The organism is Variovorax sp. PDC80 (genome assembly GCF_900115375.1).
Classification (GTDB): domain Bacteria; phylum Pseudomonadota; class Gammaproteobacteria; order Burkholderiales; family Burkholderiaceae_C; genus Variovorax.
Window position 1 is genome coordinate 409657 of sequence record NZ_FOWG01000009.1, and the last position, 16335, is coordinate 425991.

Below are 16335 nucleotides of genomic sequence, written 5' to 3' on the forward strand. Positions count from 1 at the left end.
CGCGATGCAGCAACTAGGCGACGCCCGCACCGGCAAGCTGGCCGGCAACATCGCCGCCTTCGGCCGGGCGCTGCGCCGCGCGGGCGTGCGCACCGACGCCGCGCGCATCGCGCTGGCCGAGGAGGCCGCCACGCTGGTCGGCGTGGAGCGCAGGCTCGACCTGAGCGCCGCGCTCGAGGCCGTGATGGTCAGCCGCGAGCAGGACCGGCTGGTGTTCCGCGAGCTGTTCGACGCCTGGTTCCGCGACCCCGAGCTCGCCAACAAGCTGCTCGCGCAAATGCTGCCGAGCGCCGAGGGCAAGGCCGAGCCCTCGAAGCGCCGGCCGCGCGTGCGCGAGGCGCTGGCCGCGCCGCGCGATCCGCACAAGCCGCCGCTGGCCGCCTTGCCCGACAAGGAGGCCGAGTTCGACGCCGCGATGACCGCGAGCGACCGCCAGCGGCTGCACCATGCCGATTTCAATGCGCTGGGCGCGGCCGAATACCGGCTGGTCGAGCGGCTCGCGCGCGACATCTCGCTGCCGGTGCCGCGGCTGCCCACGCGGCGCCTGCGCCCGGCCGGCGAGAGCGGCCGCCATGCGCGCATGCACTGGCCCGGCGTGCTGCACGAGGCGGCGCGCACCGGCGGCGAGATGCTGCGCCTGCCGCGGCTGGCGCGGCGCGAACAGCCGCTGCCGCTGCTGGTGCTGGTCGACGTCTCGGGCTCGATGGAGCGCTATGCGCGGCTGCTGCTGGCCTTCCTGCACGCGGCCACGCGGCGCGCGGGCCGGCGCGACGTGTTCGCCTTCGGCACCGGGCTGACCGACCTCACGCCGGCCTTCCGGCTGGCCGACACCGACGACATGCTGGGCGCGGCCAGCCTCGCGATCGACGATTTCGCGGGCGGCACGCGGCTCGGCAGTTCGCTGGCCGAGCTGCGCCAGCGCCATGCGCGCCGGCTGATCGGCCGCCGCACGCTGGTGCTGGTCATCAGCGACGGGCTCGACACCGGCGAGCCGGCCCAGCTCGCGCAGGAACTGCAGTGGCTCAAGCGTCATTCGCGCCGGCTGCTGTGGCTCAACCCGCTGCTGCGCTTCGAGGGCTACGCCCCTTTGGCGCGTGGGGCCGGCGTGCTGCACCGCCATGCGGACGCGATGCTCGCGGTTCACAATCTCAGCGCACTCGAACAGCTGGCCGCGAGTCTCGCGGCGCTGATGCGGTCGGGACGCTAGCGTTCTCCCGGCCGCGACGGGACAGGATCACAAGAAGGAAAGACCACCATGGAAATGCTCGGTAACCGCCGGCTCGCCATCACCCAGCAACAGGCCTGGGAGGCGCTCAACGACCCGGAAACGCTCAAGAAGTGCATTCCCGGCTGCGACAAGTTCGAGCTGACGGGCGAGAACACCTACAGCGTGGGCCTCGCGGTCAAGATCGGCCCGGTGTCGGCCAAGTTCAGCGGCAAGGTGATGCTCTCGGACATCGTCGCGCCCGACGGCTACAAGCTCACCTTCGAAGGGCAGGGCGGCGTGGCCGGCTTCGCCAAGGGCTCGTCGAGCGTGACCCTGCGGCCGCTGGCCGATGCCGCGCCGTCGGCGGTGCCGGCGGACGCCCCTGCGGCCGAGGGCGCGGAGAGCGCGCCCGCCGCCGCCCCGGTCGGCTGCGAGCTCGACTACACCGTGCAGGCCCAGGTCGGCGGCAAGATCGCCCAGCTCGGCCAGCGCCTGATCGACGGCGCGGCCAAGTCCACGGCCGACGATTTCTTCAAGCGCTTCGAAGCCGAAATGCAAAGCCGCTACGGCCCGCCGCCTGCGGCCGCGCCCGAGAATGCGGAAGCTGCCGCCGAGAAGACCGGCGCGGTGGCCGGCTTCATGAAGAAGATCGGCCTCGGCAAGAAATCGGACAAGGACGCCGAGCCCGGCACGGGCGGCGATTCCAGCGGCGGCTGAGACCGCCGCCAGGCTCCGGCTCCCACGAAAGAAGACGCGATGGAAAACCTCGACGTGATGGTGCTGCGCACGCTGCGCGACTGGCGGCGTGCCGGCAAGCGCGCGCTGCTGACCACGGTGGTGCGCACCTGGGGCTCGTCGCCGCGGCCCGTGGGCTCGATCATGGCGCTGGCCGAAGACGGCGGGGTGGTCGGCTCGGTCTCGGGCGGCTGCATCGAGGACGACCTGATCGCGCGCTACAGCCATGCCCACGGCCAGGCCGAGGAGGTGCCGCTGGGCGCGCCGCCCGCGCTGGTGAAGTACGGCATCACGGCCGACGAGGCGCACCGCTTCGGCCTGCCCTGCGGCGGCACGCTCGAGCTGCTGCTCGAGTACGCGCCCGACGCGGGGGCGCTCGACACGCTGGTGTCGCAGCTCGAGCAGGGCCGGCTGATGCGGCGCACCGTCGAGCTGGCGACGGGCGTGGTGCGGCTCGAGGAGGCCAAGGCGCCCGACGAACTCACCGTGAACGACACCGAACTCGCCAACACCTTCGGCCCCGAGTACCGCATGCTGCTGATCGGCGCCGGCCAGCTCGCCGAGTACCTCGCGACCATGGCCAAGTTCAGCGGCTTCGCAGTCACCTTGTGCGATCCGCGCGCCGAGTACCGCACCGCCTGGTCGCTGCCCGGCGTGCAGATCACCACCGAGATGCCCGACGACGCGGTGCTGGCCTTCCGGCCCGACCGCCGCAGCTGCGTGGTGGCGCTCACGCACGACCCCAAGCTCGACGACCTCGCGCTGCTCGAGGCGCTGCAGAGCGACGCCTTCTATGTCGGCGCCATCGGTTCGCGCCGCAATGCCGATGCGCGGCGCGACCGCATGATCGAGCACTTCGACCAGACCACCGAATCGCTGGCGCGGCTGCGCGGGCCGATCGGCATCTACATCGGCAGCAAGACGCCGCCCGAGATCGCGGTCAGCGTGATGGCGGAGATCCTCGCGGTGAAGAACGCCGTGCCGCTGCCGCGCGAGATGGAAGTGGCGCGCGCGAAGGAGCGGCTGCTGCCGGCCTGAGCCGCTGCGTTCTACTCGACCCCGAGCAGGTCGTAGATGCGCCGCACGTAGAGGCCGAACTCGGCACTGGTCTTGATGTGCAGCGTGCGCGGCGCGGGCAGCTCGATCGGAAAGAAGTCGGCCATGCGCGCCGGCCCCGCGGTGAGCACCGCGCAGTGCGAGCCGAGGAACACCGCCTCCTGGATGCTGTGCGTGACCACCACGAAGGTGGTGCGGCTGCGCTCCCAGATCCGCAGCATCTCGAGGTTCATCTTCTCGCGCGTGAGCGCATCGAGCGCGCCGAAGGGCTCGTCCATCAGCACCAGCTTGGGTTCGTGGATCAGCGCGCGCGCGATCGCGGCGCGCTGCTGCATGCCGCCCGAGAGCTCGTAGGGCCGCTTGTCGGCGAAGCCCGCGAGGCCGACCATCTCGAGCAGTTCGTGCGCGCGTTGCGTCGCGGCCCTGCGGTCGAGGCCGAGGATGTCGGCCGGCAGCAGCACGTTCTCGAGGATGGTGCGCCACTTCAAGAGCAGCGGCTGCTGGAACACCATGCCCACGTCGCGGCCCGGCTCGAAGGCCTGGCCGCCGCCGATCTCCAGCGTGCCGCCGTCGTGGCCGTGCAGGCCCGCGAGGATCTTCAGCAGCGTCGACTTGCCGCAGCCCGAGGGGCCGACCAGCGACACCATGTCGCCCGCGTGGATGTCCATCGTGACGTCGGAGACCGCGAGGAATTCCTGGTCGCGGCGGCGGTAGACCTTGCGCAGGCCGCGCATGCGGATCAGCGGCACTTCGACCTCCGCTCGGGCCTGCGCGCGGACGGCAGCCTCGGTCATGCCAGCCACCTTGCGAGGTTGTCGCGCACGAAGGCGTCGTCGGCGAGGTCGCCGTGCGCGGCGTACACGCGGTCGATCTCCACCGACTGGCCCGCGCCCAGCCCCTCGGCCGGGTCGAGGCACCAGATGCCCTCGAGCAGGCCCTGGCGCCGCAGCACCTCGTGGCAGCCCGCGATGCAGCCGTGGAAGTTGTTCGCCACGTCGAAGAAGGCGGCGTTGCAGTCGGTCACGCGCGCGTCGAGCGCGAGCAGCTCGGGGCTCAGGTTGCCGTGGCCGGCCGCCAGCTCGGCCTGGATGCGCGCGAGCAACTGCACCGCGCCCGCGGTCCAGACCGACCAGTGGCCCAGCAGCCCGCCGCGAAAGCGCACCTGCACCGGCGCGCCGTCGCGCATGGCCGCGAAGGGCAGGGCGAGGTCGAGCACGATGTGGTCGTCGTTGCCGGTGTAGAGGAACACGCGTTCCTCGGCGCGCGCCTCGACCACGCCGCGCAGCACGTCGATGGTGCGGTAGCGGTTGAAGGGCGCGACCTTGATCGCGAGCACGTTCGGGATCGAGGCGAAGCGGCGCCAGAAGTCGCTCGACAGCACCGGGCCGCCGACCACGGTCTGCAGGTAGAAGCCGATCAGCGGGATCTCCCGCGCGACCGCCTCGCAGTGGGCGATCAACGCGTCCTCCGAGGCGCCGGCCAGCGCGGCCAGGCTCAGCAGGCCCGCGTGGTAGCCGAGCGAGACGGCGGTGCGGGCCTCGGCGCTCGCCTGCGCGGTCGGGCCGCAGAGGCCGGCGATCATCGCCATCGGCCGGTCGCTCCAGGCCAGGCGGTCGGTCATCGCGGCCTCGAGCACCTCGGCATAGAGGCCGCGCTCGCGGATCGCGAACTGCGTGGTGTGCACGCCGACCGCGAGCCCGCCCGCGCCGGCATCGACGTAGTAGCGCGTGAGCGCGCGCTGGCGCCGGCGGTCGAAGCGGCGCTCGGCATCGAGCGCGAGCGGATGGGCCGGGATCACGGTGCCCTTGGCGAGCAGCGCGAGCACATCGGCGGGCAGGTCGGAGCGGTTCAATGGCATGTGCGAAGTCCTCAGCCGAACTCGGGGCCGGCAATGGCGTGGATGAACGAGGGATGACCGGCCGGCGCCGCCGCACCCGCGGGCGGCAGCGCCATGCGCGCGAAGCCGCGCTGGGGTTCGAAGCCCGTGGCGCGCAGCGCCTGCGCGAGTTGCGCGCGGCCGTCGGGCACGTCGATCAGCACCGGGCCGGCGATACCGGCGAGCGCGCGCGGCAGCAGCGCGCGGGCATGGGCCTCGTCGGCCGCGAGCAGCGGGCCGACGTGATGGGCGACGCGGCCCTCGCGCACGACGGCGAAGGCCAGGCCGTCGCGCACGCAGCGGCTGCCCGGGCGCGCGAGCAGGTCGGCGAGCACCTGGGGGCGGGCGAGGCCCAGGGCCTCGGTGTCGAGCGCGGCGAGCGGCGCCGCATCGGGTCGGTCGACTGGCGCGGGATCGGCCGCATGCGCGAGCGCCTCGCGGCGCCAGCGCGTGAGCCGCCACAGCGGCGCGAAGCCGAAGCTCGCATAGAGCGGCTCGCCCTGCGGCGTGGCATCGAGCATCGCGACGCGGCCCTGCGCGCGCACGCGCTCGAGGCAGTGCGCGAACACCGCGCGCCCCAGGCCCTGTCCGCGCGCGGCGGGGGCCACGAGGATCATGCTGATCCAGGCGGCGCCGGGCTGGTTGCGCGGCGCGTCGGTTGCGCGCTCCAGCGGCAGCACGGCGCCACTCGCGACGATCGTTCCTTCACCGTCGCGGATCGCATGCACGCTGCCGAGCCGCTCGAACAGCCGCCAGTCCGCCGCGAGCTGGTTCCAGCCGCTGGCCGCGACCAGCGCGTCCAGCTGTGGCAGGTCGCGCGGCGAGAGCGCGTCCAGCGTTTCGACGGTGACGGGGGCGGACACGGTGGCCTCCTTCAGTACTTGCCGTCGCGCGATTCGAACTTGGTCGGCTTGCCGTACTGGCGCTGCTCGCGCGCGATCCAGTCGGCGACCCAGCCCGCGAGCTGCGACAGCGGCACGCGCGGATAGCCGAACAGCCGCTCGGCCTCGCCGGTGTTCATGAGCCAGGCGGTGGGTGCCTCGCTGCCCGCGATCTGCACCGGCTTGCCGAAGCGGCGGCCGAACTCCTCGGCCAGCCAGCGGATCGAGGTGGTCTCGGGGCCGCTCACGTTGAGCGGCGAGGTCGGCACCGTCGCGGCCGCGAGGCAGCGCAGCGCCTGCGCGTTGGCGTCGCCCTGCCAGATCACGTTGACGTGGCCCATGGTCACGTCCACCGGCTCGCCGCGCCAGACCTTGCCGGCCACGTCGGCCAGCACGCCGTAGCGCAGGTCGATGGCGTAGCTCAGGCGGAACAGCCGGCCCGGCGTGCCGTGGCGCTGCGAGAAGTACTCGAACATGCGCTCGCGGCCCACGCAGGAGTTGGCGTATTCGCCGGGCGGATTGGGCGCCTCGCTCTCGTGCGCGCCCTGGCCGATCACCGGCACGAAGGGATAGACGCAGGCGGTGGAGAAGGCCACGATGCGCGAGCCGCTGAAGTGCTGCGCCACCAATGCGGGCACGTGCGCGTTCATGGCCCAGGTCAGCGGGTTGTCCGCATCGGCGCCGAACTTGCGCCCGGCCATGAAGACCACGTTGGGCGTGCGCGGCAGCTTCGCGATCGCCTCGGCGTCGAGCAGGTCGCAGGCCAGGGTCTCGATGCCGTGCGCCTCGAGCGCCTCGCGCACGCCGGCCTCGCTGAAGCGCGCCACCGCGATCACGCGCCGGCCCGGCATCGCGTTCTTCGCCAGCCGCGCGAGCGTCGGGCCCATCTTGCCGCCGACGCCGAGCACCATCAGGTCGCCGTCGATGCGCGCCATGTCGCGCAGCAGGTCTCGCGAGGGCGTGGCGAGGTAGTCCTCGAGCGCGGCCTCGGTGTCGAAGCGTTCGGGGAAGGGGAGGTCGTCGAGCACAGGCGTGGTGGTGTTCATTGGATTCGGGCGTCCTGGGTGATGAAGAGGCGCTCCAGCAGCAGCACCAGCAGGTAGAGCAGCACGCCCAGGCCGGTGATGAGGAGCACGGCCATGAAGACCGCGGGGGTGTCGAGCGAGGCCTGCACCTGGATCATCAGGTAGCCCAGGCCGCGCTCCGACGCGATGAACTCGCCCACCACCGCACCCGCGACCGCGAGGATGGTGGCGACCTTCATGCCCGAGAACACGTAGGGCAGCGAGCCCGGCAGCTGGATGTAGCGGAACAGCTGCCAGCGCGAGCCCTTGAGCGCGCGCACCAGGTCGAGCAGCTCGGGCTCGGTTTCGTTGAGGCCGCGGATGGTGGTCAGCAGGATCGGGAAGAAGCACAGGCTGAAGGTGATCAGGATGTTCGGCCCGATGCCATAGCTGAACCACACGATCACCAGCGGGCCCATCGCCACCTTCGGGATCATGTTGAGCGTGACCAGCAGCGGGAAGGCCACCAGCATCAGCCGCCGGCTGGTGACGAACAGCAGCGCGCAGAGGATGCCGAGCACCAGGCCCAGCACGTAGCCGCCGAACACCTCGAGCGCGGTGACGCCGGTGTTCATGAGCCAGGCGTGCTGCGGATTCGCCAGCGTGGCGAGCACCTTCGACGGCGCCGGCAGCACGAAGGGCTGGATCTGGAAAGCGCGCACCGCGAACTCCCACAGCAGCACGGCCGCGACGTGCACCGCGACCACCACGGCCCAGCGCTGCCAGGCGGGGCGTTCGCCGGACAGCGGCGCGGAGCTTGCGGTGGGCGGGGAGGCGCCGTCGGATGCCGTCATCTCAATTCCTGTGGAAGGAAACAATGCGGCGGATCATAGGGAGGCTGGCCGATCGAGTCAACCAACCAGTTGATAAAAGGCGGCGCGAGGACCGCGGGCGCTCAGGGCCGCAGCGCGTTGAGCGCGAACTCGATCACGTGGCGGCGGCGCTTGAGCAGCGCGCCGCGCGCGTCGAGCGGCGTGCCGAAGATGGCCGACAGCGTGTGGTTGTTCGAGAAGAAGAAGTAGGAGATGCCGGCGATCGAGATGTAGAGGTTGATCGCGTCGAAGTCGGCGCGGAACACGCCCGCGGCCACGCCGCGCTCGAGCGTGGCCTCGAGCATCTCGATGAAGGGCGAGTGCATCTTCTGCAGGCGCTCCGACTCGTGCAGGTGCTCGCCGCGGTTGCGGTTCTCGTCGGCCAGCATGGCGATGAACTCGGGGTGCTCGGCCAGGTAGTCGAAGGAGAAGGCCACCAGCTGCGCCATCGCCTCGCGCGGCTCGAGCGCGCCGAGCTCGAGCTTCTGTTCCTTCTCGCGGATCTCGGCATAGACCGATTCGAGCGCCACCAGGTACAGCCCCTGCTTGCTCTCGAAGTAGTGGTAGACGAGCTGCTTGTTCACGCCCGCGGCGGAGGCGATCTCGTCGACGCGCGCGCCCGCGAAGCCCTTGGTCGCGAACTCGGCGACCGCGGCGGCGATCAGCGCCTGCTTGGCGGCGACGGGGTCGCGCTCGCGGCGCGTGGCGACGGGGGCTGCGGCCACCGGTGTGGCGGCGGGCGCGGCGGCGGGTCCGGTGGCGGGTCCGGTGGCGGACTTGCGGGAGGTGGCGGAAGGCATGGTCGGATTCTGTCTCCAGGGCGGGAAGGCTTCGATTGCCTGTCAACCAAACAGTTGGTAATATGAATTTCAGGATCTGTTTGTACCTTCTTTTGGAGTGAGCTGCATGAAAAAGCTGTTGTCGGTGGCTGGTGCCGCCGCCGTTCTCGCGCTGCAGGGCCCCGCGGCATTCGCCGCCGATTCCATGAGCCTGATGCTCAACTGGACGCCCACGGCGGACCATGCGCCGCTCTACTACGCCAAGTCCAAGGGCTGGTACTCGGAGGCCGGCATCGACCTCAACATCGAGGCCGGCAAGGGCTCGGCCGTGTCGGCGCAGCGCGTGGGCACGGGCGGCAGCGAGCTCGGCATCTCCGACCTGCCGACCACCATCCAGGCCCGCGGCAAGGGCGCCGACGTGAAGGCGCTGATGGTGATCTACGCCAACAGCCCGCAGGGCTTCTACTGGCTCAAGTCCTCGGGCATCCAGGGGCCGAAGGACTTCGCGGGCCGCAAGATCGGCAACCCGCCGGGCGACGCCGCGCGCCTGATGTGGCCGGCCTTCGCCAAGAAGACCGGCCTCGACCCGGCCAGCGTGAGCTTCGTCAACGTGAGCCCGCAGGCCAAGGTGGCGGCGCTCAAGAGCAAGTCGGTCGACATCATCAGCGACTTCTACAACGAGCACGACCTCAAGGTGCGCGAGTTCGGCGACGACCTCGGCTTCCAGCCCTGGCGCGGCGCGGGCGTGAACGTCTACGGCAACTCGCTGATCGTCAACGGCGCCTACCTCGCGAAGAAGCCCGAGCAGGTGAAGAAGTTCGTCGCCGTCACGCAGCGCGCCTATGAGGCCTGCGTGAAGGACTTCGCGCCCTGCCTGCAGGCGCTGACCGCGAGCGTGAGCGGGCTGTCGCCCGACAACCAGCGCGACCAGTGGGAACGCATCAAGCAGCTGATGCGCGACGACACCACCACCAAGGTGGCGCTCGGTGCCTTCGACGGCGCGCGCGTGAAGGCCGACTACGAGCTGGTCTCGTCGCTGATCGGCATCGAGAAGCCCTACGACCCCGCGCTGCTGTTCAGCAACGACTTCCTCGACAAGAGCGTGCGCATGGCGCCCTGAGCGCCTTGCGCGCCGCGGGCCTTCAGCCCTGGTAGGGCGGAATCGGCCCCTGGTCCGAGGGCGCGGGCGGCGGCACGTCGCCGTGCTTCTGCCGCTCGCGGAACAGCGCGGCGCGCATCAGGAAGATGGTGGTGACGGGCGTGGTGAGCGCCACGAACAGCGCGATCAGGGTCGCGTGCAGGAACAGGCTGTGGCTCTGCACCGAGAAGTAGACGATGGTCGCGACCATCATCGACCACACGCCGCCGGTGGCGCCCAGGGTGGGCGCGTGGATGCGGCGGAAGAAGCTCGGCAACCGCACCAGGCCGAAGGAGCCGATGGCGGCGAAGGCCGCGCCCAGCACTGCGAACACGCCGGTGGCGATCTCGGCCCACAGCGGCAGCGGGCCCACGACGAAGTCGCTCATTCGATCACCTCCCCGCGCAGCAGGAATTTGGCCATCGCCGTCGAACTGACGAAGCCGAACAGCGCGATCAGCATCGCGGCGCCGAAGTACACGTCGCTCGCGTAGACGATGCCCAGCACCAGCATCATCAACATGCCGTTGATGTAGAGGCAGTCGAGCGCCATCACGCGGTCCTGCGCGGTGGGGCCGATCAGCAGGCGCGCGACGGCGCACAGCATCGCCACCGCGAGCAGGAACAGCGCGAACTTGAGCGACCAGAAGAGGATGGGCGTCATGATTCGAAGATCTCCATCAGCGGACGTTCGTAGCGGCTCTTGATCTGGGCGATGAAGGCCGCCTCGTCGTCGAGGTCGAAGACGTGGATCAGCAGGGTGCTGCGGTCGAAGGCCACCTCGCCCCAGGCGGTGCCGGGCGTGAGGCACATGATCATCGCGAGCACCGCGAGGCCGTTGGGGTCGCGCAGGTCCAGCGGTATGCGCAGGAAGTTCGAATGGATCTGGTCGCTGCGGCGCGTGAGCAGCGCGCGCGCCACCGCGAACACCGACAGCGACATGTCGTAGAGCACGACGCCGGCCAGCCGCAGCGCCACGCCGGGCCGGCGCATGCGCACGGTGGCGGGCCGCAGGCCTTTGGTCAGCAGCGGCACGGCGACGGCCAGCAGCAGGCCCGACACCAGCGTGCTGGCCTCGAGCGACTGGTTGAGCAGCAGCCAGACGACGAGCAGCGCGACCGACAGCGGCGGGGAGGGGATCAGGCGCTTCATGGCGTGCCGGCCTTCGTATCGCCCTTGGCAGCAGCGGGCACCGGGTTCGGCACCTGCCGCGCGCCCATCACCGCCTCGCGGTAGGCGCTCGGCGTGCGCAGGCCCTCGGCGGTGGCCATCGCGTGGCGCAGCACCGGCTCGGACCAGACGGTGAGCGCGATGCAGGCCGCGATCAGCCCGGCCACCGGCAGCACCTCGAGCGCGGGCAGCGAGGGCAGATTGGCATGCGGCTGGGTCCAGAAATGGCGGATGCCGGTGCGCGTCAGCGCGATCAGCGCGAGGAAGCCCGAGGCGATCAGCAGCACGAGGAAGGTCCAGTCGGCGGTGGTGAGCGCGCTGGCGCTGCCCATCAGCCCCGACAGCATCGCGAACTTGCCGACGAAGCCCGACAGCGGCGGCAGGCCCGTGAGCAGCAGCGTGCAGATCATGAAGCTCAGGCCGAGGAAGGCCACGCCGGCCGGGATGGCGCGGCCGTAGAGCGCCTGCGCGTTGTCGTCGAGGTTCACGTCGTCGAGCGCGCGCAGGTCCTCGGCCAGGAAGGGCGCGTTGCCCGCGGCCTCGTGCGGCGCCACGCTCATGCCGGCGTTGCGCCAGCGCTCGATCATGTCGATCAAGAGGAAGAAGGCGGCCACCGCGAGGGTGGAGCTCAGCAGGTAGAACAGTGCGCCGGCCCAGACATCGGGCTGGCCCAGACCGACCGCGGTGAGCAGCGTGCCGGCCGAGATCAGCACGCTGAAGCCCGCGAGGTTCGACAGCCGCTGCGTGCCGACGATGCCGATGGCCGCGACGAACAGGGTGGCGAGGCCGGCGCCGATCAGCACCACCTGGCCGAACTCGGCCGAGGCGCCGGTGTCGGGTGCGAACAGCACGGTCCACAGCCGCAGCACGGTGTAGACGCCGAGCTTGGTGAGCAGCGCGAACACCGCGCCCACCGGCGACACCGCCGCGCTGTAGGCCGGCACCAGCCAGAAGTTGAGCGGCCAGGCCCCGGCCTTGGCGAAGAAGGCGGTGAACAGGATGGCAGCGGCCGCGTGCACCAGGCCGCGGTCGCCGGGCGCGAGCTGGGCGATGCGCAGCCCCAGGTCGGCCATGTTGAGCGTGCCGGTGGCGCCATACAGCATGGCCGCGCCGATCAGGAACAGCGAGGAGGCGGCGAGGTTGATCGCGATGTAGTGCAGCCCGGCCTGCACCCGCAGCCGGCCCGAGCCGTGCAGCAGCAGGCCGTAGGAGGCGGCCAGCATGACCTCGAAGAACACGAACAGGTTGAACAGGTCGCCGGTGAGGAAGGCGCCGTTCAGGCCCATGAGCTGCAGCTGCAGCAGCGGATGGAAGTGCACGCCCGCGCGGTCCCAGCGCGAGGTGGAGTAGATCGAGGCGGCGAAGGCGATCACGCCGGTCAGCGCCACCATCATGGTCGAGAGCCGGTCCGCCACCAGCACGATGCCGAAGGGCGCGCGCCAGTTTCCCGGCAGATAGACGCCGATCGAGCCCGGGCCGCCGCCGGTGTCGGCCGCGTTGACCCAGCGCAGCAGCGCGAGTGCGGCCATGAGGCCCACCAGGCCCGAGACCACGCTGAGGAAGGACTTGGTGCGGCGGCGCTGCTCGCCCAGCAGCAGCATCAGCGCGGCCGTGAGCATCGGCACCAGGATCGGCACCGCCACCAGGTGCGGCATGCTGATCTCGAGCAACTGGTCGAGCAGGCGGAAGAGCTCGGTCATTCGCGCGCCTCTTCCTGTTCCTGGCGTTCCTCGCCGTCCACGTGGTCGGTGCCGGTCAGGCCGCGCGAGGCCAGCAGCACCACCAGGAACAGCGCGGTCATCGCGAAGCCGATCACGATCGCGGTGAGCACCAGCGCCTGCGGCATCGGGTCGGCCGTGTTGGCCAGCGTGGCCGCGAAGCCGGGGATCAGCACCGGCTCGCTGTCGACCTTGAGCCGGCCCATGCTGAAGATGAAGAGGTTGACCGCGTACGAGATCAGGGTCAGGCCCATGATGACCTGGAAGGTGCGCGGACGCAGCAGCAGGTAGACACCCGAGCCGGTCAGCACGCCAATGGCGAGGGCGAGCACGATTTCCATCAGCGCGCTCCCGCCGGCGTGGCGCCGGCCGCCAGGGCATCTGCTTCGGCCTGCGCCTCCTTCTCGGCCTGCTCGTCGGCCCAGCGATGGCTGCGCACCGACTGGTGCGCGAGCGCGGTGAGGATCAGCATGGTGGCACCGAGCACCAGCGCGAACACGCCAATGTCGAAGAACAGGGCACTGGGCACGTGGATGTCGCCGAGCACCGGCAGGTGCAGGTGGGCGGTGTGCGTGGTCAGGAAGGGGTAGCCGAAGAAGACCGCGCCGCTGCCGGTACCGAGCGCGAACAGCAGGCCGATGGCGATCCAGCGGCGCGGGTAGATGCGCAGGTGCTCCTCCACCCACTCGGTGCCCGAGACGATGAACTGCAGCACCAGCGCCACCGACATCACCAGCCCCGCGACGAAGCCGCCGCCGGGCGCGTTGTGGCCGCGCATGAAGAGATAGACCGCCACCAGCACCGACAGCGGCAGCAGCAGGCGCACCAGCACCGCGGGCACCATCAGGTAGCCGACGGCGGTGTCCTTGGCGCGGCGCGGGTTCAGCAGGTCGCTGCTGCCGTCGTCGGCCTGGGCGCGCTGCTGCGGCGGCAGCGCCATCGACTCGACCGCGGGCCGGAAGCGGCGCAGCAGCGCATAGACGGTGAGCGCCACCACGCCGAGCACGGTGATCTCGCCGAAGGTGTCGAAGCCGCGGAAGTCGACCAGCATCACGTTGACCACGTTGGTGCCGCCGCCCTCGCTGAGCGCGCGCTCGAGGAAGAAGGGCGAGATGCTTTGCGGGAAGGTGCGCGTCATCATGGCCCAGGCCAGCGCCGCCATGCCGCAGCCCGCGACGGTGGCCACCAGCAGGTCGCGGCCGCGCCGGCCCCAGGGGCGCAGGCGCGCGCTCGCGGTCTGCACCGCGTCCTTGCTGCGCATCGGCAGCCAGCGCAGGCCCAGCAGGATCAGCACCGTGGTCACGGCCTCGACCACCAGTTGCGTGAGCGCGAGGTCGGGCGCCGAGAACCAGATGTAGGTGACGCACGAGACCAGGCCCGCGCCCGCGGCCAGCATCAGCGCCGCGAGCCGGTGGAACTTGGCCTGCCAGGCGGCGGCCAGCGCGCAGACGCCGCCGATCAGCCAGGTCATGGCGAACATCGGCGAGAAGGGCAGCAGCTCGCGCGTGCCGGCGGCCGCGGGCGTCTGCTTGAGCGCCGCGAAGGCGCCGGCCACGGCCACCACCACGAGCAGCAGCAGCTGGGTCTGCATGCGGCGCGTTCCGAACAGGCGCCGGCTGCGCCGGCCGGCCTCGCTCAGCAACGCGATCAGGTGCTCGAAGATCACCTGGCCGTCGAAGCGGTGCAAGAGCGGCGTGTGCTCGAGGCCGCCGGCCGCGCGCTGGCGGCGCTGCAGCAGGTAGAGTCCCGCGCCGCCCGCCAGGGCGACGAAGCTCATCAGGAGCGGCAGGTTGAAGCCGTGCCACACGGCCAGGCTGTACTCGGGCAGGATGCCGCCGACCACGGGCGCGGCCGCGGCGGCCAGCATCGGGCCGACCGACCAGGCCGGCGCCACGCCCACCACCAGGCAGATCAGCACCAGCAGCTCGACCGGCACGCGCATCCAGTGCGGCGGCTCGTGCGGCGGCTTGGGCACCTCGTTGCCGCAGGGCGCGCCGAAGAACACGTCGAACACGAAGCGCGCCGAATAGGCCACGCTGAAGATGCCGGCCAGCGTGGCGATCAGCGGCAGGCTGAAGTCGACCCAGGGCGTGGCCTGGATGAACACCGTCTCGGCGAAGAACATCTCCTTGGAGAGAAAGCCGTTGAGCAGCGGCACGCCGGCCATCGAGGCGCTGGCGATGATGGCCAGCGTGCCCGTGATCGGCATCAGCTTCATCAGGCCGCTGAGCTTGCGGATGTCGCGCGTGCCGGTCTCGTGGTCGATGATGCCGGCGGCCATGAACAGCGAGGCCTTGAAGGTCGCGTGGTTCATGACGTGGAACACCGCCGCCACCGCCGCGAGCGGGCTGTTGAGGCCCAGCAGCAGGGTGATGAGGCCGAGGTGCGAGATGGTCGAGTAGGCCAGCAGCGCCTTCAGGTCGCGCTGGAACATCGCGATGAAGCCGCCGAGCAGCAGCGTGATCGCGCCCGCGCCGCCCACCAGCCAGAACCACTGCTCGGTGCCCGAGAGCACGGGCCACAGCCGCGCCATCAGGAACACGCCGAGCTTCACCATGGTGGCCGAGTGCAGGTAGGCCGACACCGGCGTGGGCGCGGCCATGGCGCGTGGCAGCCAGAAGTGGAACGGGAACTGCGCGCTCTTGGTGAAGGCGCCCAGCAGGATCAGCACCAGCGCCGCCGGGTAGAGCGCGTGGGCGCGGATCACGTCACCCGAGGCCAGCACCACGTCGAGCTCGTAGCTGCCGACGATGCGGCCCAGCACCAGCACGCCGGCCAGCAGGCACAGCCCGCCCGCACCGGTGACCGTGAGCGCCATGCGCGCGCCGCGCCGGGCATCGCGCCGGTGGTGCCAGTAGCCGATGAGGAGGAAAGAGAACAGGCTGGTGAGCTCCCAGAACAGCACCATCTGGATCAGGTTGCCCGAGAGCACCACGCCCATCATCGCGCCCATGAACGCGAGGAAGAACGAGAAGAAGCGCGGCACCGGGTCGGAGGCCGACATGTAGTAGCGCGCGTAGAGCACCACCAGCGTGCCGATGCCCAGCACCAGCATGCAGAACAGCCAGGCGAAGCCGTCCATGCGGAACACGAGGTTCAGGCCCAGCGCGGGCAGCCATTCGATCTCGTGGCGCAGCACGTTGCCGTTGGCGAGCCGGGGGAACAGCCACGCCGTCTGCACCGCGCAGCCCAGCGCGACCAGCCCCGCGAGCGTGGACTCCCGGTTGCGCGCGTTCGACGGCATCAAGGCCGCCAGCACGCTGGCAAGGAACGGGAGTGCGACGAGCAGGACGAGGGGCATTGCGGTCGATTCTATCGGCCGCCTCTATGGCGGACCCTATCTATAACCGCAGGACATAAGGCGGTTTTTTCGTGGTCGATCAGGCCGACAAGGCCTGCACGGTGCGGATGCCCAGCCAGGTCAGGCACAGCGATCCGCCCAGGTGCGCGGCGGCCGTGACCAGGGCCACGCCGAGCCGGCCTTCGAGCAGCATGGTCGTGACTTCGGCCGAGAAGCTCGAGAAGGTGGTGAGGCCGCCGAGGAAACCGGTCACCAGCGCGAGCCGCCAGACCGGATCGAGGTCCGGCAGCAACTGGAAGGTGGCGATGGCCAGGCCGATGAGGTAGCCACCGATCAGGTTGGCGGCCAGCGTGCCCCAGGGCATGAGGCCGCCGGCGCCGAACCAGAGCGCGAGGCCCCAGCGGGACAGGGCGCCGATGGAGGCGCCGATGCAGATCGCGAGAATCGGAACGAGCATGCGGCGATTGTCGGGCCGGCGGGAGGCAGCTCAGGGCGCCATCTGTTGCGGCAGCCAGGTCACGAGCTGCGGCACGAAGTAGATGAGCAGCACCGCGGCCACCATCAGGAAGAACATCGGCAGCGTCACGCGCGCGATGTAC

General features: G+C 70.8%; 17 protein-coding genes. 4 read left to right on the forward strand and 13 right to left on the reverse strand.

Going from position 1 to position 16335, the window contains the following annotated elements; all coding sequences use genetic code 11:
• Positions 1-4 precede the first annotated feature (4 nt).
• The 3 genes from BM109_RS26170 to BM109_RS26180 are packed head-to-tail and all read left to right on the forward strand — an operon-like array spanning position 5 to position 2980.
• On the forward strand, positions 5-1207 hold the full coding sequence (locus BM109_RS26170) for a vWA domain-containing protein (RefSeq protein ID WP_093349211.1): 1203 nt from the start codon (positions 5-7) through the stop codon (positions 1205-1207).
• A gap of 48 nt (positions 1208-1255) precedes the next feature.
• The gene (locus tag BM109_RS26175) at positions 1256-1924 is read left to right on the forward strand and encodes an SRPBCC family protein (RefSeq protein ID WP_093349214.1); all 669 of its coding nucleotides are present in this window, start codon (positions 1256-1258) and stop codon (positions 1922-1924) included.
• Between the two features lie 39 nt (positions 1925-1963).
• Positions 1964-2980, forward strand: a complete 1017-nt coding sequence (locus BM109_RS26180; protein WP_093349216.1) for an XdhC family protein — start codon at positions 1964-1966, stop codon at positions 2978-2980.
• 11 nt (positions 2981-2991) lie between these two features.
• Here the strand turns inward: BM109_RS26180 and BM109_RS26185 are convergent, their stop codons facing one another.
• The 6 genes from BM109_RS26185 to BM109_RS26210 all read right to left on the reverse strand — a co-directional run bounded on the left by BM109_RS26185 (position 2992) and on the right by BM109_RS26210 (position 8431).
• On the reverse strand, positions 2992-3792 hold the full coding sequence (locus tag BM109_RS26185) for an ABC transporter ATP-binding protein (protein WP_093349219.1): 801 nt from the start codon (positions 3790-3792) through the stop codon (positions 2992-2994).
• Positions 3789-4856, reverse strand: a complete 1068-nt coding sequence (locus tag BM109_RS26190; RefSeq protein WP_093349221.1) for a dihydrodipicolinate synthase family protein — start codon at positions 4854-4856, stop codon at positions 3789-3791. The genes BM109_RS26185 and BM109_RS26190 overlap by 4 nt, the downstream gene beginning before the upstream one ends.
• A gap of 11 nt (positions 4857-4867) precedes the next feature.
• Positions 4868-5737 carry a GNAT family N-acetyltransferase gene (locus BM109_RS26195; protein WP_177239456.1) on the reverse strand — a complete coding sequence of 290 codons (870 nt, stop codon included), beginning with the start codon at positions 5735-5737 and terminating at the stop codon, positions 4868-4870.
• Between the two features lie 11 nt (positions 5738-5748).
• On the reverse strand, positions 5749-6801 hold the full coding sequence (locus BM109_RS26200) for an NAD-dependent epimerase/dehydratase family protein (RefSeq protein WP_093349226.1): 1053 nt from the start codon (positions 6799-6801) through the stop codon (positions 5749-5751).
• Entirely contained in the window at positions 6798-7613 is an 816-nt protein-coding gene (locus tag BM109_RS26205) for an ABC transporter permease (protein WP_093349229.1), read from the reverse strand. Before BM109_RS26205 ends, BM109_RS26200 begins: the two co-directional genes overlap by 4 nt.
• A 101-nt stretch (positions 7614-7714) precedes the next feature.
• Complete coding sequence (locus BM109_RS26210) at positions 7715-8431, reverse strand: TetR family transcriptional regulator (protein ID WP_093349232.1); 717 nt, start codon at positions 8429-8431, stop codon at positions 7715-7717.
• A 106-nt stretch (positions 8432-8537) separates the two neighbouring features.
• On the opposite strand from BM109_RS26210, the gene BM109_RS26215 reads away from it, so the two are divergent.
• Positions 8538-9530, forward strand: coding sequence for an ABC transporter substrate-binding protein (locus BM109_RS26215; RefSeq protein ID WP_256222777.1), 993 nt, complete (start codon positions 8538-8540; stop codon positions 9528-9530).
• Between the two features lie 22 nt (positions 9531-9552).
• Here the strand turns inward: BM109_RS26215 and mnhG are convergent, their stop codons facing one another.
• The 7 genes from mnhG to crcB form a co-directional block, all read right to left on the reverse strand.
• Entirely contained in the window at positions 9553-9936 is a 384-nt protein-coding gene (mnhG, locus tag BM109_RS26220) for a monovalent cation/H(+) antiporter subunit G (protein WP_093349234.1), read from the reverse strand.
• Positions 9933-10211 carry a K+/H+ antiporter subunit F gene (locus tag BM109_RS26225; RefSeq protein ID WP_057589592.1) on the reverse strand — a complete coding sequence of 93 codons (279 nt, stop codon included), beginning with the start codon at positions 10209-10211 and terminating at the stop codon, positions 9933-9935. The genes mnhG and BM109_RS26225 overlap by 4 nt, the downstream gene beginning before the upstream one ends.
• Positions 10208-10699, reverse strand: coding sequence for a Na+/H+ antiporter subunit E (locus BM109_RS26230; protein ID WP_093349237.1), 492 nt, complete (start codon positions 10697-10699; stop codon positions 10208-10210). The genes BM109_RS26225 and BM109_RS26230 overlap by 4 nt, the downstream gene beginning before the upstream one ends.
• Complete coding sequence (locus BM109_RS26235) at positions 10696-12417, reverse strand: monovalent cation/H+ antiporter subunit D (RefSeq protein WP_093349240.1); 1722 nt, start codon at positions 12415-12417, stop codon at positions 10696-10698. Before BM109_RS26235 ends, BM109_RS26230 begins: the two co-directional genes overlap by 4 nt.
• Entirely contained in the window at positions 12414-12776 is a 363-nt protein-coding gene (locus tag BM109_RS26240; protein WP_057589595.1) for a Na+/H+ antiporter subunit C, read from the reverse strand. The genes BM109_RS26235 and BM109_RS26240 overlap by 4 nt, the downstream gene beginning before the upstream one ends.
• A complete protein-coding gene (locus tag BM109_RS26245; protein ID WP_093349243.1) occupies positions 12776-15736 on the reverse strand; it encodes a monovalent cation/H+ antiporter subunit A in 2961 nt (986 codons plus the stop codon). Before BM109_RS26245 ends, BM109_RS26240 begins: the two co-directional genes overlap by 1 nt.
• A gap of 79 nt (positions 15737-15815) precedes the next feature.
• On the reverse strand, positions 15816-16193 hold the full coding sequence (crcB, locus tag BM109_RS26250; RefSeq protein WP_093349245.1) for a fluoride efflux transporter CrcB: 378 nt from the start codon (positions 16191-16193) through the stop codon (positions 15816-15818).
• Between the last annotated feature and the right edge of the window lie 142 nt (positions 16194-16335).

Bases quoted from the DNA above. Each gene is read 5' to 3' on its own strand.
- BM109_RS26175 (WP_093349214.1), top strand. From the start codon at position 1,256: ATGGAAATGCTCGGTAACCGCCGGCTCGCCATCACCCAGCAACAGGCC.
- BM109_RS26190 (WP_093349221.1), bottom strand. From the start codon at position 4,856: ATGCCATTGAACCGCTCCGACCTGCCCGCCGATGTGCTCGCGCTGCTC.
- BM109_RS26205 (WP_093349229.1), bottom strand. From the start codon at position 7,613: ATGACGGCATCCGACGGCGCCTCCCCGCCCACCGCAAGCTCCGCGCCG.
- BM109_RS26245 (WP_093349243.1), bottom strand. From the start codon at position 15,736: ATGCCCCTCGTCCTGCTCGTCGCACTCCCGTTCCTTGCCAGCGTGCTG.
- BM109_RS26170 (WP_093349211.1), top strand. From the start codon at position 5: ATGCAGCAACTAGGCGACGCCCGCACCGGCAAGCTGGCCGGCAACATC.
- crcB (WP_093349245.1), bottom strand. From the start codon at position 16,193: ATGCTCGTTCCGATTCTCGCGATCTGCATCGGCGCCTCCATCGGCGCC.
- BM109_RS26235 (WP_093349240.1), bottom strand. From the start codon at position 12,417: ATGACCGAGCTCTTCCGCCTGCTCGACCAGTTGCTCGAGATCAGCATG.
- BM109_RS26240 (WP_057589595.1), bottom strand. From the start codon at position 12,776: ATGGAAATCGTGCTCGCCCTCGCCATTGGCGTGCTGACCGGCTCGGGT.
- BM109_RS26215 (WP_256222777.1), top strand. From the start codon at position 8,538: ATGAAAAAGCTGTTGTCGGTGGCTGGTGCCGCCGCCGTTCTCGCGCTG.
- BM109_RS26230 (WP_093349237.1), bottom strand. From the start codon at position 10,699: ATGAAGCGCCTGATCCCCTCCCCGCCGCTGTCGGTCGCGCTGCTCGTC.
- BM109_RS26185 (WP_093349219.1), bottom strand. From the start codon at position 3,792: ATGACCGAGGCTGCCGTCCGCGCGCAGGCCCGAGCGGAGGTCGAAGTG.
- BM109_RS26225 (WP_057589592.1), bottom strand. From the start codon at position 10,211: ATGACGCCCATCCTCTTCTGGTCGCTCAAGTTCGCGCTGTTCCTGCTC.
- BM109_RS26200 (WP_093349226.1), bottom strand. From the start codon at position 6,801: ATGAACACCACCACGCCTGTGCTCGACGACCTCCCCTTCCCCGAACGC.
- BM109_RS26210 (WP_093349232.1), bottom strand. From the start codon at position 8,431: ATGCCTTCCGCCACCTCCCGCAAGTCCGCCACCGGACCCGCCACCGGA.
- mnhG (WP_093349234.1), bottom strand. From the start codon at position 9,936: ATGAGCGACTTCGTCGTGGGCCCGCTGCCGCTGTGGGCCGAGATCGCC.
- BM109_RS26180 (WP_093349216.1), top strand. From the start codon at position 1,964: ATGGAAAACCTCGACGTGATGGTGCTGCGCACGCTGCGCGACTGGCGG.